This is a genomic window from Gordonia sp. LMA484 (assembly GCF_058129505.1).
The window spans coordinates 1,886,052-1,908,996 of the sequence record NZ_CM176700.1 but is presented as its reverse complement, the minus strand read 5'-3'; the positions used below and the strand labels follow the sequence as shown (position 1 = coordinate 1,908,996).

24 protein-coding genes and 1 pseudogene are annotated in these 22,945 nt (G+C 65.4%); 11 read left to right on the top strand and 14 right to left on the bottom strand.

Translation table 11 applies throughout. From position 1 onward, the window contains the following. Positions 1-2 precede the first annotated feature (2 nt). A complete protein-coding gene (locus AC4AMJ_RS08295; protein WP_489895792.1) occupies positions 3-140 on the top strand; it encodes a hypothetical protein in 138 nt (45 codons plus the stop codon). 206 nt (positions 141-346) lie between these two features. Here the strand turns inward: AC4AMJ_RS08295 and AC4AMJ_RS08290 are convergent, their stop codons facing one another. Then, positions 347-1,567: a PucR family transcriptional regulator gene (locus tag AC4AMJ_RS08290; protein WP_489895790.1), complete on the bottom strand. Its 1,221-nt coding sequence runs from the start codon at positions 1,565-1,567 to the stop codon at positions 347-349. Between the two features lie 255 nt (positions 1,568-1,822). Here AC4AMJ_RS08290 and AC4AMJ_RS08285 point away from each other — a divergent pair. Then, positions 1,823-2,056 (top strand): annotated as a pseudogene (locus tag AC4AMJ_RS08285) (DDE-type integrase/transposase/recombinase); the annotation flags it as partial. A gap of 59 nt (positions 2,057-2,115) precedes the next feature. On the opposite strand, the gene AC4AMJ_RS08280 reads toward AC4AMJ_RS08285, so the two are convergent. From AC4AMJ_RS08280 to AC4AMJ_RS08270, 3 genes are read right to left on the bottom strand one after another with little or no spacing between them, the layout of a single operon-like run. Next, positions 2,116-3,150, bottom strand: coding sequence for a tyrosine-type recombinase/integrase (locus tag AC4AMJ_RS08280; RefSeq protein WP_489895788.1), 1,035 nt, complete (start codon positions 3,148-3,150; stop codon positions 2,116-2,118). Continuing rightward, entirely contained in the window at positions 3,147-4,103 is a 957-nt protein-coding gene (locus tag AC4AMJ_RS08275; protein ID WP_489917771.1) for a tyrosine-type recombinase/integrase, read from the bottom strand. Before AC4AMJ_RS08275 ends, AC4AMJ_RS08280 begins: the two co-directional genes overlap by 4 nt. After that, positions 4,100-5,308, bottom strand: coding sequence for a site-specific integrase (locus AC4AMJ_RS08270; RefSeq protein ID WP_489917770.1), 1,209 nt, complete (start codon positions 5,306-5,308; stop codon positions 4,100-4,102). Before AC4AMJ_RS08270 ends, AC4AMJ_RS08275 begins: the two co-directional genes overlap by 4 nt. 373 nt (positions 5,309-5,681) lie before the next feature. On the opposite strand from AC4AMJ_RS08270, the gene AC4AMJ_RS08265 reads away from it, so the two are divergent. Beyond that, entirely contained in the window at positions 5,682-5,918 is a 237-nt protein-coding gene (locus AC4AMJ_RS08265) for a hypothetical protein (RefSeq protein WP_489917769.1), read from the top strand. 254 nt (positions 5,919-6,172) lie between these two features. On the opposite strand, the gene AC4AMJ_RS08260 is transcribed toward AC4AMJ_RS08265, so the two are convergent. Next, entirely contained in the window at positions 6,173-7,249 is a 1,077-nt protein-coding gene (locus AC4AMJ_RS08260; RefSeq protein ID WP_489917768.1) for an NAD(P)H-dependent amine dehydrogenase family protein, read from the bottom strand. 127 nt (positions 7,250-7,376) lie between these two features. On the opposite strand from AC4AMJ_RS08260, the gene AC4AMJ_RS08255 reads away from it, so the two are divergent. From AC4AMJ_RS08255 to AC4AMJ_RS08230, 6 genes are all read left to right on the top strand, one after another. Beyond that, positions 7,377-8,111, top strand: coding sequence for a glucose 1-dehydrogenase (locus AC4AMJ_RS08255; RefSeq protein ID WP_489895786.1), 735 nt, complete (start codon positions 7,377-7,379; stop codon positions 8,109-8,111). Between the two features lie 132 nt (positions 8,112-8,243). After that, positions 8,244-9,320, top strand: a complete 1,077-nt coding sequence (locus AC4AMJ_RS08250) for an ABC transporter permease (protein WP_489917767.1) — start codon at positions 8,244-8,246, stop codon at positions 9,318-9,320. Further along, positions 9,317-10,141: an ABC transporter ATP-binding protein gene (locus tag AC4AMJ_RS08245; protein ID WP_489917766.1), complete on the top strand. Its 825-nt coding sequence runs from the start codon at positions 9,317-9,319 to the stop codon at positions 10,139-10,141. Before AC4AMJ_RS08250 ends, AC4AMJ_RS08245 begins: the two co-directional genes overlap by 4 nt. Then, positions 10,138-10,998 (top strand): ABC transporter ATP-binding protein, encoded by an 861-nt coding sequence (locus AC4AMJ_RS08240; protein ID WP_489895780.1) that lies wholly within the window; start codon positions 10,138-10,140, stop codon positions 10,996-10,998. The genes AC4AMJ_RS08245 and AC4AMJ_RS08240 overlap by 4 nt, the downstream gene beginning before the upstream one ends. Next, complete coding sequence (locus AC4AMJ_RS08235; RefSeq protein WP_489917765.1) at positions 10,998-11,603, top strand: TetR/AcrR family transcriptional regulator; 606 nt, start codon at positions 10,998-11,000, stop codon at positions 11,601-11,603. Before AC4AMJ_RS08240 ends, AC4AMJ_RS08235 begins: the two co-directional genes overlap by 1 nt. Before the next feature lie 195 nt (positions 11,604-11,798). Next, positions 11,799-12,482 carry a CPBP family intramembrane glutamic endopeptidase gene (locus tag AC4AMJ_RS08230; protein ID WP_489900904.1) on the top strand — a complete coding sequence of 228 codons (684 nt, stop codon included), beginning with the start codon at positions 11,799-11,801 and terminating at the stop codon, positions 12,480-12,482. A 287-nt stretch (positions 12,483-12,769) separates the two neighbouring features. On the opposite strand, the gene upp is transcribed toward AC4AMJ_RS08230, so the two are convergent. The 4 genes from upp to AC4AMJ_RS08210 all read right to left on the bottom strand — a co-directional run bounded on the left by upp (position 12,770) and on the right by AC4AMJ_RS08210 (position 16,679). Next, positions 12,770-13,399, bottom strand: coding sequence for a uracil phosphoribosyltransferase (gene upp / locus AC4AMJ_RS08225; RefSeq protein WP_489895776.1), 630 nt, complete (start codon positions 13,397-13,399; stop codon positions 12,770-12,772). Positions 13,400-13,421: 22 nt separating this feature from the next. Then, on the bottom strand, positions 13,422-14,645 hold the full coding sequence (locus AC4AMJ_RS08220; protein ID WP_489918396.1) for a URC4/urg3 family protein: 1,224 nt from the start codon (positions 14,643-14,645) through the stop codon (positions 13,422-13,424). A gap of 35 nt (positions 14,646-14,680) precedes the next feature. After that, on the bottom strand, positions 14,681-15,958 hold the full coding sequence (locus tag AC4AMJ_RS08215) for a GTP cyclohydrolase II (protein ID WP_489895772.1): 1,278 nt from the start codon (positions 15,956-15,958) through the stop codon (positions 14,681-14,683). Between the two features lie 130 nt (positions 15,959-16,088). Next, complete coding sequence (locus AC4AMJ_RS08210) at positions 16,089-16,679, bottom strand: class I SAM-dependent DNA methyltransferase (RefSeq protein ID WP_489895770.1); 591 nt, start codon at positions 16,677-16,679, stop codon at positions 16,089-16,091. 47 nt (positions 16,680-16,726) lie between these two features. On the opposite strand from AC4AMJ_RS08210, the gene bluB reads away from it, so the two are divergent. Both bluB and AC4AMJ_RS08200 read left to right on the top strand, forming a co-directional pair. Then, entirely contained in the window at positions 16,727-17,413 is a 687-nt protein-coding gene (gene bluB, locus AC4AMJ_RS08205) for a 5,6-dimethylbenzimidazole synthase (protein ID WP_489917764.1), read from the top strand. Then, positions 17,410-17,940 (top strand): dihydrofolate reductase family protein, encoded by a 531-nt coding sequence (locus AC4AMJ_RS08200; protein ID WP_489917763.1) that lies wholly within the window; start codon positions 17,410-17,412, stop codon positions 17,938-17,940. Before bluB ends, AC4AMJ_RS08200 begins: the two co-directional genes overlap by 4 nt. 79 nt (positions 17,941-18,019) lie before the next feature. Here the strand turns inward: AC4AMJ_RS08200 and katG are convergent, their stop codons facing one another. From katG to AC4AMJ_RS08175, 5 genes are all read right to left on the bottom strand, one after another. Beyond that, positions 18,020-20,248 carry a catalase/peroxidase HPI gene (gene katG / locus AC4AMJ_RS08195; protein WP_489917762.1) on the bottom strand — a complete coding sequence of 743 codons (2,229 nt, stop codon included), beginning with the start codon at positions 20,246-20,248 and terminating at the stop codon, positions 18,020-18,022. 31 nt (positions 20,249-20,279) lie between these two features. Then, positions 20,280-20,723 (bottom strand): Fur family transcriptional regulator, encoded by a 444-nt coding sequence (locus AC4AMJ_RS08190; RefSeq protein ID WP_489895762.1) that lies wholly within the window; start codon positions 20,721-20,723, stop codon positions 20,280-20,282. A 79-nt stretch (positions 20,724-20,802) separates the two neighbouring features. Further along, positions 20,803-21,015 carry a dodecin gene (locus tag AC4AMJ_RS08185; RefSeq protein ID WP_489895760.1) on the bottom strand — a complete coding sequence of 71 codons (213 nt, stop codon included), beginning with the start codon at positions 21,013-21,015 and terminating at the stop codon, positions 20,803-20,805. Positions 21,016-21,100: 85 nt separating this feature from the next. Next, complete coding sequence (locus AC4AMJ_RS08180) at positions 21,101-21,997, bottom strand: MBL fold metallo-hydrolase (RefSeq protein WP_489917761.1); 897 nt, start codon at positions 21,995-21,997, stop codon at positions 21,101-21,103. Positions 21,998-22,098: 101 nt separating this feature from the next. Next, complete coding sequence (locus tag AC4AMJ_RS08175; RefSeq protein ID WP_489917760.1) at positions 22,099-22,932, bottom strand: serine hydrolase; 834 nt, start codon at positions 22,930-22,932, stop codon at positions 22,099-22,101. Positions 22,933-22,945 lie beyond the last annotated feature (13 nt).

The window sequence follows — 22,945 nt, the reverse complement described above, 5'->3', positions numbered from 1 at the left end:
CCATGACCCGAACCGAACACGGGGGAGACGCACCCGTGCAGAAGAACACCGCTCATGGCGTCACGGTCCTCGACTGTGGACTGATGGGTGCCGCACTCGCACGCACGCCGGCCTACCTGGACGGCTCGATCCCCGGCTAGCCCGCCGACATCGGTGAGGCGGCGGCCATCCTCTGCTCCGGATCCGAATTCGCATGGGCCGCACATCTCCAGACCCTCACGGCCTTGACTCAGATGTCGGGGTAGGTGTCGCCGCCCTCGGGGACCTCGGCTTCGCGGCCCAGGCGAAGGTCGTCGCCGCGGGGTGAGCCGGAACCACGACGGCCCCGGTCGAGGACACGGCGGCGTCAGTCGCGCAGTTGCACCAGCATGAGCGCGGCGACGACGCTCGCAGCGTTCTCGGCTAGCGGCACGGGCAGGAGCTGGTCGGCGCGCGCCAGCCTCCGCTCGACGGTGTTCCTGTGGGTGAACAACCGTTCCGCGGCGGCGGAACCGTTGAACCGCTCCTGGACGTAGGTGAGCACCGTCTCGCGCAGCGCGGGATCGGCGGTGGCCAGGTCGCCCAGGGTGTCGTCGACGAACTGATCGGCCTGGGCCATGTCGGCAGTGAGCACCGAGACCAGCGCGACGTCTTCATAGCGCACGACGGTCCGGTTCGAGCCCAGTCGGGCCAGCATGCGCTGCGCCGCCGCCGCGTCGAGGTGGGTGCGGCGGAAACCTTCGAGGTCCTCGCCCGGCCGCCCGAAGGCGAGGTGGATTCCCGGGGTTTCCGCGACGATCTGTTCGGCGACCTCGGCCGGTGGGACCACGTGGGCCGGGACCCACACCCACAGAGCGGTGGTGCTCGCGTTGAGCGTGAGCCGCCGACCGGCGCCGCACATCCGCATCACCGCCTCCGCGGCGGTGTCGAGGCCCGCTGCCTCGTCCGCCGAGTCGCTCCAGATGATCGCGGCCACATGGTGCCCTGTCAGGGCGTAGCCGAGACGGGATTCCGCCCGCGTGCGACCGATCGGCGCGCCTTCGAGCAGGAGCTGGACCGTGGCGTGTCGCTCGGCGTTCGCCCCCTTGGCGAGATCGGCGCGCTCCCGCTCCACGAACTCGTCGAGCGCGGCGATCGAATCGTCGATGAACGTCGCCATCGAGCGCTCGGACACCTTTATCAGTTCCCGGAGTTCGTCGAGGTCGGTGGTGGCGGCGAAGCAGCCGTCGACCCACATCGACCACGCGCCGTGCTGAGCGCCACGCCAGGAACCCAGGTCGTGCAGATCCAGCCCACGGCGCACGACGTCCCGCGCGAACTGCAAGATCTCCGGGTCCATGCTCGGCGGAACCCGCATGCCCGGAGCCTGGATGTTCGCGGACAACCAGTGCAGCATGTTGGTCCTGTTCATCCGGCGGTCCGCGTCGACGAGCTGCGGGTCGTCGAGCACGGCGCGGTAATCCGCCGACTCGTGTGCCGCCGCCGTCACCTCTTCCGCTGCTGTGTCGGCTGCGGCGAGCATGTGCTCCGCCACCAGCCGGATGAGCGCCGAGATGCGCACGCTCGGGCGTGGCCACGATGTTCCCACTGTCGCACTGTAGCGCTGCGCCGGTCTGGTCGGTTCCTGTGTGACACGCAACGTCCACAGTGACCGATCTGTGTGGTCAGGCGCCCCGGCGAATACGCTTTCGGGCGACGGCCGAAGCACCGAATACGGCTCACGATTCGCGGTTTCGGGAACCTGGCGCGGGCGCCCAGGCGGAAACAACGCCGAACGCCGCGCCGAGTTGCTGCGCGCCGCACCTCGATTATCCCGCCGACGGCTACGGGCGTGTTTCCTGTCGTAGACGATTTTACGTATTGTCGTACCGAATCAGGGTGGTCCTATACGGCATTTGTCATCGACGTGTTCGCGCGCAGGATCGTCGGCTGGAAAGTGGCCTCGGAAATGACAGTGAACCTGGTGACCGATGCCATCAACAGCGCGATCGACAACCGAAAGCGATGTGGCGTCGTTGATTTGACGAAACTCGTACATCATTCAGATTATGCCGGGGTCTGGGTTAAGCCGAGGAATGGCGAGTTGTCCTGTACGGGTTAGGGTGTGTAGCTGGTTTCTCGTCTTAACGTTGAGGGTCAGCGGAGGCTGTAGAGGGCACGGAGTTTCTCATCGGTGAGGCTGTCGGGCGCGGGGCCGTCGATGGCCGGGGTAGCTGCGTCGATGGCGTGGCGCATCATGTCGACGGTCGCGAACGCGTAGAACGCGGTGGTGGTCGACATGTTCTCGTGGCCGAGGAGTCGCATGATGATCGGCAACGGGATTCCTTGCTGGTATAGGTCCATCGCTTTGGTCTTGCGGAGCATGTGGCAGTGGATTCGGTCGGGCATTGATGGGCAGGTTTTTCGGGCCGCGAGGCCGGCTGATTTGAGCACGACTGCAACGGAATCCGTTGATAGCGGCGCGGGTTTGCCGTTACGCAGGCTGTAGAACAGTGGACGGGTGGCGTTTCTGGGCTCGGGATGGAACTCGTCGAGGAAGACGCGGAGGTGGTCGATTGTCGTGGTGGTCAACGGAACGACGCGGGTCTTGTTGCGTTTACCGGTCAGCGTGAGGTGCCCGGGCGCGGCCAGGTGCAGGTCGCCGAGAGTGAGCGCGGTGATCTCCCCGACCCGGGCGGCGGTGTCGTACAACAAGATCAACAGCATCCGGTTACGGCGCGACTTGACGGTGGCGCCCGTCCACGCCGCGAGCAAAGCTCGGGTTTGCGGTTCGGTGAGGAACTCGACAGGCTTCCTCGGTGATGCCGGGGCCTTGAGAGTGGCTGCACGCTGGCCCAAGGTGACCAGGGTGAGGTCTTCGGCACCGCAGTAAGCCAGGAACGCCTTGATCGTACTGAGGCGCAGCGCGATCGTGGCGGGCGTGTAGTGCTGGTGCTCGCTCATCCAGGTCAGCCAGCCCAGCAGGTGGGCATGATCGAAGTGGTCGAAAGTGACGTGGATGCGGTCGATGTGGTGTTCGGCGGTCAGATATCCCAGAAAGCATTCCAGACTGATCCGGTAGGCCTCGATCGTGTTCGGCGAACGATGTTGAGCAGTGGGCAGATACACGTGTAGCCAGGTGCGGGCCAAGGCGTAGAACTGCGGGGCACCGGTGCGCGGGTCGCGTTTCATCGAAACCCGACCTCGGGTAGCACCGACGCAATGGCGGCGGTGAGGTGAGCATAGGCGTCGAGGAACCGCGGCGAGGTCTGGATGTAGTAGAAGGTGGAATCGAATGACGCGTGCCCCATATAGCGCGCCAGGTAGGGCAGCATCGCGGTCACGTCGATGCCGCGGGCCATCCAGCGGTCGATGTTCGCGTAGGCGAAATGATGACGGAAATCGTAGGGCCGGGGCCGCTGCCCGCCCTCGGGGCGGGGCAGGCCGGCCCGGTCCCAGATCCGGTTGAACATCACTCCCACCGTTGCCGCGGTGACCGGCCGGCCGGTGGAGGAGACGAAGAAAGTGCCGCGGGCGCGGCCGAACCGGCGGGCCGTGATCTGCTCACAGCTCTCGAGGACGGCGATGACGTCGTCGGTCAGCGGTAACCGACGGCTGCGGTTGCCTTTGGCGCCCATCACATCGAGATATCCCTCACGCAGATGGATGTGGATGGGCTCCAACTGGCGTACCTCGCCGGTGCGCAGTCCACACGAATGCATCAGGGTGAAGAACGCGACCGCTTGCCATCGCCACGGCGAGGTCGTGGCCATGCCGGCCGCGGCGGCAAAGAAGCGGTCGATCTCCGCTTCGGTGAGCAGGTACGGGTGCGCCGGCACGAACTGGGCTTTCCACGCTGGGGAGAGCACGTAGGCGTCGTGGTCGCCGTGCACCTGCAACCAGCGCCCAAAGTCTCGGATGTAGGACATCCATGACCGGAACTCACCGGAGCGGGTCAGCTGCTCACTGACCCACTCTTCGACGGTGGCCTGATCGAAGCGGGTGCGGTTGTGGCGTGTGCAGAAGTCATCGAACTTGTGCAGGTACCAGATTCTCGAGGCCCCGTAGAATCCCATCGCCGTCTTGAAATCGAGGTAGGCATCCAACTGCGCGGCGAACGCGCTGGTGAACCCGTGGCGGTTCATGACCGCACCGCCGGTGCGGGGACGTCGAGGACGCAGCCGAGCAGCCGGTCACGATCGACGCTGAGATAGGTGTTGGTCGAGTCCGCGCTGGCGTGACCCAACACCGCCGAGATCGTCGGTAGCGGGACCGATGCCCGCAGCAACCGGGATGCCGCGTTGTGGCGCAACAACGCGGTACCGCCCTTGAACTCGGTCACCCCCGCCCGGGCGAACACCCCGGCGGTGATCCGATGGATCGCCGCATGGTTGCCCAAACGCCTGTGCGGCGCTTTGCACCGCAGAAACACGTGATCATCGGATGCGGCGGGGCGCTCCTCGAGGACGTAGGTGGCGAGCTTGTCGACCACCGCAGGCATCAGCGGCACCGTCAACGGGTTGTGGGTCTTCTGCTGCACGATCGACGCGGTCTGTGTGCGCCAATCGATATCACCGAGCCGCAGCGCGACAAGGTCGCACGACCGTAGCCCGGTGGTCAATGCCAACAACGTGATTGCCGCATCGCGCGCACGGACCGATCCGGACAGGCATGCCTGCACCACCCTCACCTCGTCGGCTTCGGAGAGCACCGGCACGATCCGGTGGGGACGTGTGATCCCTGCCATCCCGACCGCCTCGACCAACTCGATCCGTCCGGTGAACTGCAGGAATGGTCGCAGGTTCGAGACCACCCAGAACAGTGACGACCGCGCCCACCGGTCGGTCAGCGATTCGAGGAACTCCAGCACGCTGGCACCGTCAGCCTTCGGCACCGATCCCACGCCGCGAGATTCCAGGAACACCAGATAGCCGCGGGCGATTCGTCCGTAGGCCTCGCAGGTGGCCGGTGCCAGGTCGCGCCGAGCCATCTCGGCCTCCCACGCATCTGCCAGCTCAACGAACTCGTCCGTGGCCGGGACAGCGCCTCCGCCACCACGTTTCCTCGTCGAGATGTCTACTCGCCCGGTCAGGACATAGGAGTCGAACAGGGCGATCAGCCGTCGGTAATCGAACCGTCGTTGGGCGCTGAACCGGCCCGTGCGCGGGCTGGTCGTCATCGCTGCGAATCGTGCGCCCAGCTCCGGCGTGTACACCCCGCCCTGCTCAGCAACGAACACCGTGAGAGCTTTGATCGTCTTCTTGTACTGACCGATCGTCGATTCCATGTAACCGGCCGAACGTAGCTGTGCGACAACAACTGAAGCGATCCCTGCGACCGTCGTATCCATGACCTTCTCCTTCCAGAGGACATACGGATACGCATCGACGCTAGCCACACCCCGCACAAACATTAAGCCGAGAAACCGGTCACACACCCTAACCCGTACAGGACAACTCGCCATTCCTCGGCTTAACCCAGACCCCGGCATAATCGGTGTTAACAGGAATTCGGTTTAATTCAGACGCGGGATCACAGTACACCGCAATTGTGTTCGGGCAGCGGCTGGCCGAGGAAGAAATCGCGGCCTCTATTGGAAGCGTTGGGGATAGCTACGACGATGCCCTGGTGGAGTCGGTGAACTCGGACTACAAGAACGAGCTCGTCGACAACCAGCCCGATTCCACGGTGCGAGCGAACTCTCACTGGGCACCGCCGAGTGGGTGGTGTTCTACAACCGCGAACGACCCCACAGCTACTGCGATGACCTCACCCCCGACCATGCCGAGCAACTCCACTACGTCATCATTTGGCAGCTGCTGTCCGATCCCGACGCCCACTTCGAGGACCTCGGCCCCGACCATTACGACAAGCACCGCAACACCACCCGCGCCACGCGCCACCACATCCAAGCCCTGCAGTCACTGGGCTGGCAGGTCTCGCTCGAACCGGCCGCGTAGCCCGAACCTCACCACACAACAACAGCGCAACGAACCCAACCACTCACCACCCGAACGTGAGCAGGGGCACCCCGGCATGCCCCGTCACCTATATTTTCGGACTAACTCGCTCCTGAGGGATCGGGTGGTTACGCTCGCAGGCTCGCTTCTCAGGGTGGGCGGAAGGGTCTTGAGCTGCCGATTTACCCTTTGTTCCCTGAGGAGCGAGGCTCCAGCCGAGCGTCACGAAGGGCTCAGGACGGGGTGAAGGGCACTCAGACCCCGTGGTGACCAGCCGCTGAAATCAGCGGAAGGTCGAGAGTCGTTCGGATACCAGATGGTCCGCCGACAACGGCGGGGATAGCGTTCACGATGCGCCCGGCCGCTGCGACTATCGCGGCGTGATTATGGTCGCCATGCTCACTGGTGGGGCAGATGTCGACGCGGTAGGACGGCTCGCCGGTGATCTCGATGCGGTAGCAGCCGCCGGGTTGGGACGGCTCGGCCCACGCAGGGCCGATATCGCTGTGAAGTCGGGTGACGTGCTCGATCACGACGCGCTCTGCACCATCCGCCATGCCGATGATCTCGAAGCGAACGGCGGCCCGCGTGCCGATGGCGATATGGCCTGCCGCGACGTCGAAGGATTCGGGTGCCGGCAGGCTTTCGTGCCGCTCGACTATTCTGTCCACGGCCACGCCGAGAGCCTCGGCGAGCTGATGAATGGTTGTGCCCCAGCCCAATCCGAGAACTCCGGGCAGAAAGAGCATCGGTGTCTGATCCAATGGCTGCCCGAAGCCCATCACGTCGAACATGACCTCGGCACCGTCGTAGGTGGCGTAGTCGGCGATCTCCATGCAGCGCACCTGCTCGACGTTCTGGCAGGTGGATGCGAATGCTATCGGGATGAGGTCGGTCGCGAAACCCGGGTCGACACCGCTGATGAAGATGCTCGCATCGCCATCCTGCGCTGCAGTCTTGACCTTCCGGATTGCCTTCTCGGGCATGACGCCCCATGGATACTGGAGCGAGACCGGGGCCGACCCGACCACATCGATACCCGCCGACAGCACGCGGACGCAATCGTCGAGCGCCTCCACCGGGCGGGTGTCACCCATCGCGCAGTAGACGACGCAGTCGGGGTCGGCGGCGATAATCGTGTCGAGGCCGCCGGTGGCAAGCACGCCGGTCGGAGTCCGGCCGTGTCCGGCGAGATCCGCGGCGTCCTTGCCCAGCTTGTCCGGATCGCTGACACAGACGCCGACGAGCTCGAATCGAGGGTCGTCGATCAACTGGCGAAGCGCCAATCTGCCGACATTTCCGGTTCCTACGTGAGCCACGCGGATGGCCATCGAAAGCTCCTTGTGCTGGTCAGGTGAACAATTGTCCGGACTACTGTCCATTTCAGTAGAACACGTCCGGTGGTCGATTGATAGAACCTGTTCTCATTTGGTTCCTGACCAGGTAACCTGGCTCGCCATGGGACGTGTAGATGACAAGGTTGCGCTGATCAGCGGTGGTTCACGGGGAATGGGTGCGTCGCACGCGCGCATGCTCGTCGCCGAGGGGGCGAAGGTGGTGATCGGCGACATTCTCGACGACGAGGGCAAGGCCCTCGCCGACGAGTTGGGCGATGCTGCACGCTACGTGCATCTCGACGTCACCTCACCGGACGACTGGGCTGCCGCTGCGTCCACCGCCATCGACGACTTCGGCAAGCTCAACGTACTCGTCAACAACGCCGGCATCGTCAACGGCAGCAGCCTGCAGAAGTTCCGCCTCGACAAGTGGAAACAGATCCTCGATGTCAATCTCACCGGGACATTCCTGGGTATGCAGGTGGCGGTGGACCCGATGATCGCCGCCGGTGGTGGCTCGATCATCAACGTCTCGTCGGTCGAAGGGCTCCGCGGCAGCCCCTGGGCGCACGGATACGTGGCGACGAAGTGGGGAGTGCGTGGATTGGCGAAATCCGCTGCGTTGGAACTGGCTCCGCACAACATCCGGGTGAACTCGATCCACCCCGGCATGATACGCACCCCGATGACAGAAGGTCTGCCGGAGGACATCGTCAAGACACCACTGGGTCGGCCCGCCGAGTCCAGTGAGGTCTCCACCTTCATCGTGTTCCTGGCCAGCGACGAGTCGTCCTATGCCACCGGCGCCGAGTTCGTGATGGACGGCGGCCTCACCGCCGACGTTCCGCACAACTGATCACAGCGGCGAGACCGGGCTGGTCGGGTCGTCTCGCGATCGTCGAGCACGTCCGTGCAACCGTGATCAGTCAACCGAGGAATTAATTCATCGGTTGTTGACCACGGTCGTCCGGCGTGCTTAGCATTCGGTATGCGAGCCATGATCCTCAAGGAATTTCGCGAACTCCGGCGTGACCGCCGCACGCTGGCCATGCTGATCGTCCTGCCGCTCTTGTTGCTGGTGATCTTCGGGTATGCCGCAAACTTCTATGTCTCCTCGGTCGAGACCGCAGTGATGGGCCCCTCGGCCCAGCAGGCCTCCCAGGTGTTGCCGTCCTATTTCGACGTGACCGAGACGAACGTCGACGGTACCCGGGCGCAAGCCGAGGATCTGTTGCGAGACAACAAGGTCGATGTCGTGATCATGACCGGAAGTCCCGGTGAGCAGGCGACTGCGCTCGTGGACGGGTCGAATCTGTTCGCCGCCCAGTCGACGGTGTCCGTGCTCAACCGGCTCGGAGACCGGGTCGATACCCAGGTTCTGTTCAACCCGAACCTCAAGACGTCGTGGGTCATGGTTCCCGCGATCATCGGTCTGATCCTGACGTTCATCGGGACGATCATCACCAGCATCGGACTCGTCCGCGAGCGTGAGGCGGGCACCCTTGAACAGTTGGCGGTGATGCCTATCCGGCCCAGCCAGGTGATCCTCGGCAAGATCATTCCGTACTTCCTGCTGGCCGCTCTGGACATGATCATCGTGACCGTGCTGGGCATGCTGCTGTTCGGTGTCCCGTTCAACGGCAACGTGCTGGTGTTCGCCCTGGGCGCGGGCATCTTCCTGTTCGTGGTCCTCGGTTTGGGAGTGCTGATCTCGACGGTCTCGCAGACGACCGGGCAGGCGATCCAGACGGCATTCTTCTTCCTTCTGCCGCAGATTCTGCTGTCCGGCATGATATTTCCGCTCGACGCGATGGCCGCAGGGGTGCGCTGGATCGGCTATCTGCTGCCGCTGACCTATTTCACGATGATCTCCCAGGGCGTCATGCTGCGCGGCGCCCCCGTCACGTCGCTGTGGCTGCCGCTGTTGGTGCTGACCGTGATGGCAATCGTCGTGTTCACCGGGGCCACCTTGCGATTCCGCCGTGACCTCGCCCCCGATGTATCCAGGTCACGGGCGCCCGGGGAGTCGAAGTCGGCGGATTCGACCGGCGCGGACGTCGCATGATCGCGTCGGCGCGGTCGGTCACCGTACGGTTCGGGGATCGGACCGCTCTCGACGATGTGAGCGTCGAGGTGACGGCCGGGCAGGTGGTGGCGCTGGTGGGCGGCGACGGTGCCGGGAAGTCCACCCTGCTGCGCACCTTCGTCGGTGAGGTCGTGCCGGATGTCGGAACCATCTCGGCTCCAGGCAAACACGAGATCGGTTTTCTGTCGGCAGGTCCGGGCAGCTGGGCGGCGCTCACGGTTCGGCAGAACCTGGATTTTGTCGGTGGGATCTACGGGCTGCGCGGCGATGACCTCGAACGGCGACGGGAGGAACTCATCGACCGGTCCGGACTCCGGGTTGCCGCGGACCGGCTGGCATCGGCATTGTCGGGCGGGATGCGTCGCAAACTGGGCGCCGCGATGGCCATGCTCCATCGACCCGAGTTGCTCATACTTGACGAGCCGAGTACCGGTGTCGACCCGGTGAGCCGAATCGATCTGTGGCGCATGATCTCCGAAGCCGCGGCAGACGGCGCGAGCGTGTTGATGTCGACGACCTACCTCGACGAGGCCGAACGCGCCGGCGAGCTCGTGGTCCTCGACGCCGGCCGAATCCTGGTCCAGGGGGCGTACGACGATGTGCGCGCCGGTTTCGGGGGCACCATCACCCGGGCCGAGGTGCCCGTCCGGGCCGACTGGTCCTGGCGACGCGGACGGGAGCGACACGAGTACTGGCCCGACGGGCAGCCGACCACCGACGCACCCAGGGTCGCACCCGACCTGGAGGACATCGTCATCGCGCTGTCGCTCACACGTCGACAGGAGGTGCGCACGTCATGAGCGGCGACGTGATAGCGGCAGAATCGGTGACCCGCAGATTCGGCGACTTCACCGCCGTCGAGTCGGTGTCGATGACGGTGGCTCCGGGTGAGGTGGTGGGACTCCTCGGCGCCAATGGCGCCGGCAAGACCACCTTGATCCGCATGCTTCTGGGTCTGCTTGCGGCGACCGAGGGAGCGGTCGAACTGCTCGGAGGACCACCGGATCGGACGCGCCGGGCGCACCTGGGCTATGTGCCGCAGAATCTCGGCCTGTACCGCGACCTGACGGTGACGGAGAACTTGGCATTCAGCGCCGGCGCCTACGGCGCGCGGATACCCCGACTGCCCGCCGAACTGAACGACGTGCGGAACACCCTCGTCGGCGATCTCGCGCTCGGCACACAGCGACAGGCCGCATTCGTGGTGGCGCTGGCCCACGAGCCGTCGGTGCTGGTGCTCGACGAACCGACGTCGGGCGTGGATGCACTTTCACGTGCCGGGTTGTGGGACACCATTCGGGAGCAGGCCGACAAGGGCGTCGGGGTGTTGGTGACCACGCACTACATGGAGGAAGCACAGCAGTGTGACCGCTTGCTGCTCATGTCGAGTGGCAAGCTCGTCGGGTCGGGCAGCGAGGACGACATCATCGGTGGCACTCGAGCCTTCGCGGTCCACACGCGGGATTGGGCACGGACATTCGCGGTCCTCAACGACGCCGGGGTACCGGTCATCCTGGCGGGTCGGGCCATCCGCGTACCCGACACCGACCCGGCAAGGATCGACTCCGTCCTCACCGACGCAGGGATCGACGCCGAGATCCGACCGGTACGGGCCACCATCGAGGAACGGATGCTGGTCTTGGCCCGCGGACGGTGATGACTCCGCGAGGCCGGGGGCGACCGAAGCTCGCCGAGGACAGTGCCGACAATCGCGAAGCGATTCTGATCGCCGCACGAGAACTTTTTTCGGACAATGGTTTCGAACGAACCACGATGCGTTCGATCGGGCAGCGGGCCGGTGTCGATCCGGCACTCATCCATCACTACTTCGGCACCAAGAACGACTTGTTGGTGGCCGCACTTCGGCCCGAGGTCGACGTGCAGACCGTTTTCGCCGGCATCACGTCACACACCACCGATCCGGGGGAGGATTTCCTTCGCCGAGTTCTCGGGTTCTGGGAGTCGAATCCGCAACAACGGGCTCGGGCAATCGCGTTGCTCCGAATTGCCGTGACCCGCGAGGAGATCGCCGGGCGAGTGCGTGACTTCTTCCTCGGCATCGCTCGGATGGCCCTCGGGGAAATCGCCAGACCCGACGACAGAGACGGGAGAATCGCCCTCGTGGTCACCCAGACCATCGGCTTGGCGATGTCCAGATACATCCTCAAGGTTCCCGATGTCGAGAATGCCTCGATCGAGGAGTTGGCCACGAGTGTGGGCCCGAGCATCGACCGGTATCTGCTCGGCGATCTGGGCGCGTAGCCGCCGTCGGCGAAGGGGTGACGACTCCCGAGTAGGTGCTGTCCCCCTCGCCTCCAAGCGCACGTCGTCGCTGTGCAGATGAGGCACATCGGGTTGAGTATCGACACGATTCACGCCACCCGCGCCACCAGAACCCCGCTCCCGACGTACCGTATCCCGGTGACCACCGTGCAGCCGACCCGCGCACGCTCGATCATGTTGCTCGTCGGTGTCGTCGCGACCCTGGTGGCCACGAATTTCCTCGCCCACTTCGCCGGCCACTGGGCATCGATGGTGGCCGTCCCGGCGGCGGCGGTCGTGGTGGCGATCGGAGCGCGGCTCGCCGGTATGCAATGGCGGGAGATGGGTCTGAGCCGCACCGAACTCCGCGCCGGCGTGCCCTACGCCGTGGCAGCCGTCGTGGTCGTGTTCGCCATCGTGTCGGTGGCTGTGGCGGTTCCATTCACCCGGCAGTTCTTTCTGTCCGATCGCTACGACAGCGCAGCCGACGCAGTCCTGGCGGGACTCGTGCTGATCCCCATCCAAACCGTGCTCCCCGAGGAACTGCTGTTCCGTGGGGTGCTGCAGGGCGCGCTGGGCCGGTTGTTCGACGTGCGATGGACCCTGGGTCTGGGGGCATTCGCCTTCGGTCTGTGGCATGTCAATTCGTCGCTGGGCCTGACGGCCGGCAACGAGGGGTTGGCCGGATTCCTCGGGGCAGGCGTGGTCGGTCAGGTCGTCGGCATCGTCGGTGCGGTGATCGCGACGTCGGCCGCCGGCCTCGTGCTGGGGTGGCTGCGGCATCGCACCACCAGCCTGCTGGCCCCGGTTGCGCTGCATTGGGCGCTCAACGCGATCGGGGCGATCGGGGCGGCGGTCGCCTGGCAGCTCCCGTCCTGACCGCGGTGGAACCCGATCTCGATCTCGATACAGTTCCTCGCTGCCGCTCGTCACTTACTCGATCAGCGAGAGGGGTTGGCTGCTGCCGCTCGTCACTTTCCCGGACAGTGAAGGGGTTGGCTGCTGCCGCTGGTCAGCTACTCGATCAGCGGAGGGTTGGCTGCTGCCGCTCGTCACTTACTCGATCAGCGGAGGGGTTGGCTGCTGCCGCTGGTCACTTTCTCGGTCAGCGAAGGGGTTGGCTGCTATGCCGCTGGTCACTTTCTCGATCAGCGAGCGGTGGGCGATCAGGTGGTGCCGAAGATCCGGTCGCCGGCATCGCCGATGCCGGGGACGATGTAGCCGTTCTCGTCGAGTCCACGGTCGATGGCCGCGGTGAAGATCGGTACGTCGGGGTGTGCCCGATGCAGTGTCGCGACACCTTCGGGACACGTGAGAAGGCAGACGAACTTGATCGAGCGAGGCGCGTACTCCTTGATGCGGTCCACGGCCGCCACCGCCGAATGGCCGGTGGCGAGCATCGGATCCACGATCACCACATCACGTTCGGCGAGATCGCCCGGCATCTTGAAGTAGTATTCGACCGCGACTCGGGTCTTCGGGTCGCGGTAGAGACCGATATGGCCCACCCGTGCGCCGGGCACCACGGTCAGCATGCCGTCGACGATCCCGGTACCGGCCCGCAGGATCGAGGCGAAGACAACCTTCTTGCCGTCGATGACGTGTGCGGTCATCGTCTCCAAGGGGGTCTCGATCGTCACCGGGTGCATCGGGACGTCGTGCAGGACGTCGTAGGCCATCAGCGTGGAGATCTCCGTGAGCAAACGGCGGAAATCGTTGGTGGAGGTTTCTTTTCGGCGCATCAGGGTGAGCTTGTGCTGCACCAGGGGGTGATCGATGAGAACTACGTCGTCCATGTCGGTGTCCTTTGTGCCGGTGTCAGAAGACCGTGCCGTCGCTGATGATGGTCAGTGGCGGTGATCCGTCGCGGAGTCGACCCGCCAGTTCGCGGCCCGCCGCCCAGGTGCCGCCTTCGAGTACGCAGGCGAGGGGCAGTTCGTCGGCTCCCACGCCGAGCACGTCCCGGACGGCCACGGCGAGTTCGTCGATCAGGCCCAGGGTGAGGGCGCGCCACTCCACCACCAGTTCGTCACCCACGTGCAGGCTGCGTCGTGCGAGATCGGGATCACGCAACGTCAGGACGCCGGTGTCGATCAACAGACCGCCGTTGCGGTACTCCGGAAGCGCGGTCAGATCGTCGAGTCCGGTCACCTCGATTCCGGACCACGAGAACGGTTCCAGGAGCGAGTAGGTCAGCCACTGTGACAGCTTGTGAAACGGCATCCAGCCGGCGGTGTCGCCGGGGCCGGCGACGGCGTCGTGACGCCAACAGTCGCCGACCGGTTGGCCGCCGACCATGTTGTCGGACAACCAGATTCCGGACAACGTGGCGAGTAGCAGGGAAAGGATGTCATGGGCCCGGATCGCGTCCGCGTCCGAACCTCTGAGCGCGTCGTACAGGCGGCCGGGTCGGGCCGCGTCGCCGAAGACGTCCGGCTGCTGTGTGAGCGCGGTACCGAGACGATGCAGGAGTTCGACCCGCCCATCGAGTCCGACGAGACTGTTGTCCCCGTCGACCTGGAATGCGGACGCGAGTGAATCGGCAGACAACGCCTGCAGGCCGCCCGCATCCACCTGTTGCGGGTGGTCGGGATCGCTGGAGAACAACCCGTTGGAGAACGCGTGCCAACCGGCGACCGCCAGCCCTTCGGAGCGCCCGATGACGAGGTCGGTGTCCTGCTCGCGAAAACGCCAGGACGCGCCGGCGCCTGCGTCGAGCAGCACACTCACCACCGCGAGGTCGATGAACGTGCGGGCCTGCTCGTCGGGATCGGTGGACAGTCGATCGCGCAGTGGCTCGATCCGGTCCACCCCGGCGGTTTCGAAATGCCGCCAGCGGCTGTGGAAGGGGATGTCCAGATCAGGGTAGCGCTCTCGGGTGACGGTGGCGACCGTGGCCGCCGTGGCCGCGAGCGCATCATCGTGAACGACGAACCACGCCGATGAGCCCGCGCGGGCTCGGGCCAGCAGCTGCCCCGCCCGCTCCCGAATGGCGGTGGTGGTACGGAGTAGGTCGGCGGGATGTGCCGCGGCGGCCTTGATCCGCGTATCCGATGGGCTCGTGTTGGTCTGAACGCTCACGTGGTCAACCCCCGGCCCTTGACCTTGCCGAGCTCGACGGCGTCGGGCACCAGACCCGGGGTGAAGTAGCCGGCCGCCATCTTGGCGTCGATCTCGACCTGGGCATCTTCCGGGATGAGGTAGTCAGGGATGTTGACGCGCTCGCCGACCTCGATGCCCGAACCGGTGATCGCGTCGTATTTCATATTGCTCATCGACACCAGACGATGGATCTTGCGCACGCCGAGCCAATGCAGCACGTCGGGCATCAACTCCTGGAATCGCATGTCCTGAACGCCGGCAACGCATTCCGTGCGCGCGAAGTACTGAGCGGCGGTGTCGCCGCCTTCCTGGCGTTTGCGAGCGTTGTACACGAGGAACTTCGTCACCTCGCCGAGCGCGCGACCCTCCTTGCGGGAGTACGAGACCAACCCGACTCCACCTCGCTGTGCCCCGAGGATGCATTCTTCAATCGCATGTGTGAGGTAGGGACGGCACGTGCAGATGTCCGACCCGAACACGTCGGACCCGTTGCACTCGTCGTGGACTCGCGCGGTGAGTTCAACCAACGGGTTCGACAGATCTCGCGGAGCGCCGAAGATGTAGACGGTCTGGCCGCCGATCGGTGGCAGGAAGACCTCGAGATCGGAGCGGGTCACCAACTCCGGGTACATCCCACCGGTCTCCTCGAACAACACGCGCCGAAGCTCGCCTTCCGTGCATCCGAAGCGCGCCGCCACACCGGGCAGGTACCAGACGGGTTCGACCGCCGCTTTGGTGACCAGGGCCGCGCCGGAGTCCAGCAGATGGGTGCCGTCCGGACGCAGACGACCTTTCGCGATGGCATCGGCGATCTCCGGGAGCACGACGTGTGCCTTGGTGATCGCGATGGTGGGCCGGATGTCGCGTCCGGCGGCGAGCTCGTCGGCGAACGCCTGCGAGGTCATCGCACCCCATGGGTCCAGACTCACGATCGCCGCTGGATCGGACCACTGCGGATAGGGCCCGATGACATCGGTCGGCGCGGTGTTGGTCAGGTCGGCACGGTGATCGCGGGACAGCGCGCCGGATGCGACAGCCAGAGCGCGGTAGACGCTGTAGGACCCACTGTGCGTGCCGATGACATTGCGGTCGGCGCGGCGCGCCGTGGTGCCGACGACGGGTCCCCGCTCAGCGGGGGTGGCAGCACCCCACCGGATGGGCAGCGCGTCGGCGCCACCGCTGTGCGAGGTCAGACGGATATGTCGTCCGGGCTCGTCCGACGACAAGGGAGTCGTGCTCGGATCTGCGGTCATCGTCGCTCCTGTCCGTCCGAGCGACGTCGGCGTCGACTGCGGTCGCCCAATGGAAAGCGCCAGCATAGCGACATCGGGCAACGGTTGCTGGACGAGCGCGGTAACAGTTCGGGGCCCAGCGATCCGACGCTCACACCGCGCGTCGATGGACCGACACCGCGTAGTCGCCACCTGCATAGGCATCGCGCTGCCAGGTGGACCACCGTGCGATCAGCTCGCAGCCGTTGCGCTCGGCGTGCTCGTCGTAGGTCGCGAGCGGTAACCGGTGGCGGTTGACCTGGAAACCCGCGATCAGGAGTCCCGGTGGCTCGAGCCGGCCGCATATCTGGTCGATGACCGTGCCCTCGGTCCCGGGGTCGACGAAGATCATCACGTTACCGGCGAGTACTGCGGCGTCGAATCGTTCGTCGACGTGTGACGCCAGTTCGACCAGATCCCCGTGGATCCATGCAATCGACGGGTCCCGGTGCCGGGCGGTCGCCAACATCGGTTCGTCGGCGTCGACGCCCACCACATGAAAGCCCCGACGGTGCAGTTCGATCGCCACCCGGCCGGTCCCGCATCCGGCATCGAGAACCCGTTCGCCGCCGAACTCGCCCAGGAGTGAGTCGACGAGGTCGGCCTCGCCGTGGATGTTCTGACCGGTGGCCGCCAATCGTGCCCAGCGGGCGTCGTACTCTTCACCTCTGGGTGCGTCGGTGTCGTCCCAACGAGTGGCCACGGTTCATCGTGGCACAGTGCTTGTAGGTCAGAACAAGGGAGTTCTTGATGAACGTCTACGAGGCGATCGGCGCCCGTCGCGACGTCCGCAACGAGTTCAGCGGCGAGGTCGTCGACGAAGCACAACTGTGGCGGGTCCTCGACGCCGCGCACGCCGCGCCGAGCGTCGGCAACACCCAACCGTGGGATTTCGTCGTGGTGCAGGACCGCGACACCCTTTCGCGATTCGCGGGTCACGTCGCCGAGTGCCGGGAGGATTTCGCACGGTCCCTGCCGGCCGACCGCGCGGCGACCTTCGGGCCGATCGTTGTCGAGGGGATCGAGCAATCGGGCACCGGAATCGTGGTCACCTACGATTCGAGTCGTGGTGGCCGCCACATCCTGGGCCGGCACACCATCGACGAGACCGGGCGGTTGTCGGTCGGGTTGGCAATCGAGAACCTGTGGCTCGCGGCCACTGCCGAAGGGCTCGGCGTCGGCTGGGTCTCCTTCTATCGGGATCGGTTTCTCCGCGATCTGGTGGGAGCTCCAGAGTCGGTCGAGGTGGTCGCGTGGCTGTGTCTGGGACCGGTGACCCGTCTGCAGACGGTTCCCGATCTGGAACGCTTCGGATGGCGCAGGCGCCGGCCCCTCGAGGATGCCGTTCATCGGGAGTCTTACGGCGCCGATGAGTTCCGCGCACCCCGCGAGTCAACCTCAGCAGTAACGACAACGAGGATGGGAAATCAACAATGATCGCCGTGCACGAGTTCATGTCACTGGATGGTGTCTACGAGAATCCATCGTGGACAGCACCTTTCGGATTCGATCCGGCGATGGGGGAGACCATCGGCGCCATTTGTGCGCGCTCGACGCGTATCATGCTGGGCCGAAACACGTTCGAGATGTTCGCGCCGGCCTGGTCGACGCGGACGGCCGACGACGATCCGGGTGCGCCGTTCTTCAACGACACCGAGAAGCTCGTGGTCACCAGCGGGACTCCCGCGGTCGAATGGGCCAACTCGACCGTGATCGGTGCCTATGACGCCGACACGATCCGTCGGGTTCGTGACGAGACCGACGGTGACATCTACATCTCAGGGAGCGGCACCCTCGTGCGGGCACTGCTCGCCGACGAACTGCACCTGTTTGTCTATCCCGTCGTTCTCGGCACTGGTGAGCGGCTGTGGTCCGAGGCCGACGAACTGACCCTGTCTTTGCAGGGCACCGACGTGTACAGCAACGGTGTGCTGCACCTGAACTATGGACCGGCGGGCGGCTGACCCGGCATTCGACACCGAGGGCGCCCTCCTGTCACGGCAGGAGGGCGCCCTCGTCGATCAGTCGATCGCCGAACCCGGATCAGATGTCGAAACGGTCCAGGTTCATCACCTTGTCGAACGCCGCGACGAAGTCCTTGACGAACTTCTCCTGCGCGTCGTCCTCGGCGTAGACCTCGGCCAGCGCCCGTAGCTGCGAGTTCGAACCGAACACCAGGTCGGCGCGGCTGCCCGTCCACTTCTGTGTGCCGGACTCGCGGTCCTTGCCCACATAGGTGCCGTCATCGGCCGGCGAAGGCGTCCACTCGGTGCTCATATCCAGCACGTTGACGAAGAAGTCGTTGGTCAACTGTCCGGGCTTGTCGGTCAGCACCCCGAGCTGTGAGCCCTTGTAGTTGGTGCCCAGAACACGCAGACCGCCGACCAGTGCGGTCATCTCCGGGGCCGACAGGGTGAGCAGGTTGGCCTTGTCGAGGAGGCGGTATTCCGCCGGCAGTTCGCTCGCCTTGCCCTCGTAGTTCCGGAAGCCGTCGGCCTTCGGTTCCATGTGGGTGAAGGAGTCGACGTCGGTCATCTCCTGGGTGGCATCGGTGCGGCCCGGGGTGAACGGAACCGTCACCGCGACACCGGCATCCTTGGCCGCCTTCTCCACGCCGGCCACGCCGCCGAGGACCACGAGGTCGGCGAAGGACACCTTCGCGCCGGCCTCGGCGTTGAAGGACTCCTGGATCTGCTCGAGCTTCGCGACCACCTCGCCGAGCGCATCCGGCTCGTTGACCTCCCAGCCCGCCTGCGGCTGCAGGCGGATGCGACCGCCGTTGGCGCCGCCACGGAAGTCGCTGCCGCGGAACGACGATGCCGCCTTCCACGCCGTCGACACCAACTGCGACACCGTGAGACCCGATTCGAGCAGCTGCGCCTTCAGCGAGTCGACGTCGGCATCGGACAGGGCCGGGCCCTCCTGCGCGGGAACATTGTCCTGCCACAGGTAGGTTTCCGACGGTGCGAGCGGGCCGCGGTAGCGGATCGCCGGACCCATGTCGCGGTGCAGCAGCTTGAACCACGCCTTGGCGAACTCGTCGGCGAGTTCCTCGGGATGCTCGAGCCAACGTCGAGTGATCTTCTCGAATCCCGGATCGAACCGCATCGACAGGTCGGTGGTGAGCATCGACGGATGGGTGGTGCCCTCACCGTGGGCGTTCGGCACGGTGCCCGCACCGGCATCTTCCTTGGGCTTCCACTGGTTGGCGCCCGCCGGGCTCTTGGTGAGTTCCCATTCGTAGCCGTACAGGATTTCCAGGAAGCTGTTGTCCCACTTGGTCGGCGTGTTGGTCCACGTCACCTCGATACCACTGGTGATCGCATCGGCGCCGACGCCGGTGCCCTGTGGGTTGACCCAGCCGAGTCCCATCAGCTCGATGGGCGCGGCCTCCGGCTCGGGGCCGACGAGCTCGGCGTCACCGTTGCCGTGGGTCTTGCCGAAGGTGTGACCGCCGACGATGAGCGCTGCGGTCTCCACGTCGTTCATCGCCATCCGGTTGAAGGTCTCCCGGATGTCGGTTGCCGCGGCCAGCGGATCCGGATTGCCGTTGGGCCCTTCCGGATTGACGTAGATCAGGCCCATCTGGACGGCGGCCAGAGGATTCTCCAGATCGCGTTCACCGCTGTAGCGGTTGTCGCCGAGCCACTCGGCCTCGGGGCCCCAGTAGACCTCTTCGGGCTCCCACTCGTCGACGCGGCCGAAAGCGAAACCGGCCGTCTTGAAGCCCATCGACTCCAGTGCCACGTTTCCAGCCAGGACGAGCAGGTCGGCCCACGAGACGGCCTTGCCGTACTTCTTCTTCACCGGCCACAGCAGACGACGGGCCTTGTCGAGGCTCGCGTTGTCGGGCCAGCTGTTCAGGGGAGCGAACCGCTGCATGCCCGAACCCGCGCCACCGCGACCGTCTTCGACGCGGTAGGTGCCGGCGGCATGCCAGGACATACGGATGAAGAGCGGGCCATAGTGGCCGAAGTCGGCGGGCCACCAGGACTGCGAGGTCGTCATGACATCGACGAGGTCGGCCTTGAGCGCGTCGACATCGAGGCCCCCGAGTGCCGCGTCGTAGTCGAAGTCGGCCCCCAACGGGTTGACCACATCCGGATTGTGTGCCAGCAGTTTGAGATTCAGCTGATTGGGCCACCAGTCACGGTTCCCGCCGCCCTCGACCGGCGGCTTGATCCGCATGGGGCATCCGCCCTCGGCGGGCTCGGTTTGCGCCTCGGCGATCGGCGGATGCTCAGTCGCCTGGGCGGGATTTTCCTCGGTCACGACAATCCTTTCGGAGTGATTCGGGCTGTGATCACGGGTGTGATCCCGAAGGGGGAGAGGCCGCGCACTCTGTGCAGAGACCCCAGTAGATGACCTCGGCCTCGTCGAGCACGAAACCTCGGTGGTCCGACGGTGTGAGGCAGGGAGCCTCCCCGACGGCGCAGTCGACGTCGCCGATGATCCCGCAGGACCGGCAGACGACGTGATGATGGTTGTCGCCGACACGTGATTCGTAACGGGCCACGTGGCCGGACGGTTGGATTCGACGCACCAAGCCGGCAGTGGTCAACGCACGCAGTACGTCGTAGACCGCTTGTCGGGAGACGTCGGGCAGTCCGGCACGGACCACCCCGACGATTGTCTCGGTGTCGGCGTGAGGATGTGCGCACACGGCGTCGAGAACGGCGACTCGCGGGCGAGTCACCCGCAGATCGGCATCGCGGAGTCGATCCGCATGATCCGAGTGTGATGGCACGCACACAATATGTCGCGTTTTCTGGACTCAGTCAAGACTTCGGACGGAATCCGCTCAGGCGATGCGTGATATCGGCCGGTCAATCCGATTCGATGCGGAACCCGACCTTCAGCGTGACCTGCATGTGGGCGATCGCGCCGTCCTCGATGTGGCCACGGGTGCTGACCACTTCGAACCACTCGACGTTCCGGGTGGTCGAGGTGACGCGCGCGATCGCGTTCGCGATCGCCTCATCGGTACCGTTCGGTGACGATCCGACGACTTCGATGACTCGATATGTGTGATCGCTCATGGTTTCGATACTCCCATGGACGTGAGACGGATTCGGCTGCTTTCCGCAGAACGACGGGCGCGGGGTGATCGACGCGCAACCGGCGTCAGCTGAGGGTGTAGGCGCCGGTCTCGGTCACCCTCACCTGGCCGTGCGCGATGAGTCGGTCCAGATGGAGTTCGGCGGTGCGGCGCTCGACCGCATCGGCGAACGGCAGGTCCACGTGCGGCCGGTAGACCAGGCGATGCGCCGCGATCTCGGACAGGGTCCGCGGCCGGTCCAGGAACGACAACAGCCGATTCTCTCTGCGGTCGATGACGCCGACGTAATCATCGAGTCTGCGGCGCAGCTCGTCAGCGCCCTCGATGACCCCCTTCTGATGGAAGGTGCCGTACCACCGCGCGTCGATCTCGCGAACCCGGTCGATCGACCGCAGGTACGCCTCGACGCTGCTGCCGACGTCTCCGTACATCGGGCCGAACGAGGTGAGATCGATGTCGGCGATGTAGAAGAATCCTGTCGGTTCGACGAGAACGCCACAGTGGCCGGCGGTGTGGCCCGGCAGGTGGATGACCGTCGCCGTCACGTCGCCGAGCTCAAAAACGTGACCGCCGGTCACGCCCTCGGCGCCGGGAAATCCGGGAGGCAGGCCGAACTGATCGTCGATCTCGTCGGCCACGGCCACCTTTTCCGCCGGAGTGAGGCCGTAGCCGTCGAGGAGCGCCTCGAGTGATCGGACTGCGTCGACGTCGGCGCCATGTGCGAAGGTCCGGGCTGTGAAATGCTTCAGGCCCGCGAGGTGGTCCTCGTGGGCGTGGCTGATCATCACCGCGTCGGCTCCGACGGGGTCGTGGTCGATCTCGAGGGACGGATCGATGACCAGGGTTGACTCGGACCCGTTGACCACCACAGTGTTTCCGTACGGGTAGGCGCCACCGTGGGCTGACGAGAGTACCGTCACCTGATCGAATCGGTCCGCTCGGAACTTCGGTGTAGCGGTCATGAGGTCTGGGTACACGTCCAGGTCATCGGTGTCAACGTTCGTCGGGCCTGGGCCGGTGCGGGGACGGACCGCCGGCCCGGGGGATCGCGCGAACGGCGCGGTCAGGCCAGGAGGTCACGCGCGACATGCGACACCGTGACCTTGCCGTCGGCCTGGTTCCCTTGTCCGCGTAAAGAGTTCATGATCGCCACGACAAAACGCTGGTTTGTGCCGGCGAACCCGATGCTGTTCACCACGGACCCGCCCTGCTCGTCGGACCAACCATTCTTGTTCCCCGGCTGCAACCCGGCCGGCAGGTCCATGAGACCCCAGTGTTGGTTCGTCGCCACCCCACGCATCTCACGGACGAGGAGCTCGCGGTCGGCGGCCGGAAGGTCTGACAACACATACCTGACCAGGGCGGCGAGGTCACGGGGAGTGTCCTTCTGAAACCCCCAGTACGGATAGTAGGCGGAGAATCCGCGCGCAGGAGCGAGTCTCGTCATGCCGAACCGGGCGAAGTCTTTGTTGAACATCATGTGCCGCGGCCCCGAGTAGGCGTACCAGAGCCGATCGGCCGCGTCGTCGTCCGATGAATGCAACATCGCGTGCATGGCGTCGCGATCTGCCGCATCCAGGTGGATTGCGCCGCTTCGATTTCGTCCTAGCAGGTCGGTGGCCATCGCGAGTTTGATCGTGGAGGCCGTCCAGACCGGCGTGTCGGCGAAGTTGTTGACCAGTGTGAGCCCGGTCCGCCGGTCGGTGACCACGATGCCGACCGTGCCGGGGCGGGTCGCTGCATAGGCGTTTGCCGTGGCCAGTCGCGCCGGGAGCGCGACGGCGAGTGCGTCGTCACTCAGCGGCGCCGCCGCAGCGGTCGGAACCATCGGCAGCATGGCGACGGCGATTGAGGCGCCGAGGGCCAGGAGGCTTCGGCGGGTCCACAGTGCACGCATGAGTTGAGCCTAG

Coding starts and splice junctions, on each gene's coding strand:
- AC4AMJ_RS08295 (WP_489895792.1), top strand. CDS start 3: ATGACCCGAACCGAACACGGGGGAGACGCACCCGTGCAGAAGAACACC.
- AC4AMJ_RS08280 (WP_489895788.1), bottom strand. CDS start 3,150: ATGAAACGCGACCCGCGCACCGGTGCCCCGCAGTTCTACGCCTTGGCC.
- AC4AMJ_RS08275 (WP_489917771.1), bottom strand. CDS start 4,103: ATGAACCGCCACGGGTTCACCAGCGCGTTCGCCGCGCAGTTGGATGCC.
- AC4AMJ_RS08270 (WP_489917770.1), bottom strand. CDS start 5,308: ATGGATACGACGGTCGCAGGGATCGCTTCAGTTGTTGTCGCACAGCTA.
- AC4AMJ_RS08260 (WP_489917768.1), bottom strand. CDS start 7,249: ATGGCCATCCGCGTGGCTCACGTAGGAACCGGAAATGTCGGCAGATTG.
- AC4AMJ_RS08255 (WP_489895786.1), top strand. CDS start 7,377: ATGGGACGTGTAGATGACAAGGTTGCGCTGATCAGCGGTGGTTCACGG.
- AC4AMJ_RS08250 (WP_489917767.1), top strand. CDS start 8,244: ATGCGAGCCATGATCCTCAAGGAATTTCGCGAACTCCGGCGTGACCGC.
- AC4AMJ_RS08245 (WP_489917766.1), top strand. CDS start 9,317: ATGATCGCGTCGGCGCGGTCGGTCACCGTACGGTTCGGGGATCGGACC.
- AC4AMJ_RS08240 (WP_489895780.1), top strand. CDS start 10,138: ATGAGCGGCGACGTGATAGCGGCAGAATCGGTGACCCGCAGATTCGGC.
- AC4AMJ_RS08235 (WP_489917765.1), top strand. CDS start 10,998: ATGACTCCGCGAGGCCGGGGGCGACCGAAGCTCGCCGAGGACAGTGCC.
- AC4AMJ_RS08230 (WP_489900904.1), top strand. CDS start 11,799: ATGTTGCTCGTCGGTGTCGTCGCGACCCTGGTGGCCACGAATTTCCTC.
- upp (WP_489895776.1), bottom strand. CDS start 13,399: ATGGACGACGTAGTTCTCATCGATCACCCCCTGGTGCAGCACAAGCTC.
- AC4AMJ_RS08215 (WP_489895772.1), bottom strand. CDS start 15,958: ATGACCGCAGATCCGAGCACGACTCCCTTGTCGTCGGACGAGCCCGGA.
- bluB (WP_489917764.1), top strand. CDS start 16,727: ATGAACGTCTACGAGGCGATCGGCGCCCGTCGCGACGTCCGCAACGAG.
- AC4AMJ_RS08200 (WP_489917763.1), top strand. CDS start 17,410: ATGATCGCCGTGCACGAGTTCATGTCACTGGATGGTGTCTACGAGAAT.
- AC4AMJ_RS08185 (WP_489895760.1), bottom strand. CDS start 21,015: ATGAGCGATCACACATATCGAGTCATCGAAGTCGTCGGATCGTCACCG.
- AC4AMJ_RS08180 (WP_489917761.1), bottom strand. CDS start 21,997: ATGACCGCTACACCGAAGTTCCGAGCGGACCGATTCGATCAGGTGACG.
- AC4AMJ_RS08175 (WP_489917760.1), bottom strand. CDS start 22,932: ATGCGTGCACTGTGGACCCGCCGAAGCCTCCTGGCCCTCGGCGCCTCA.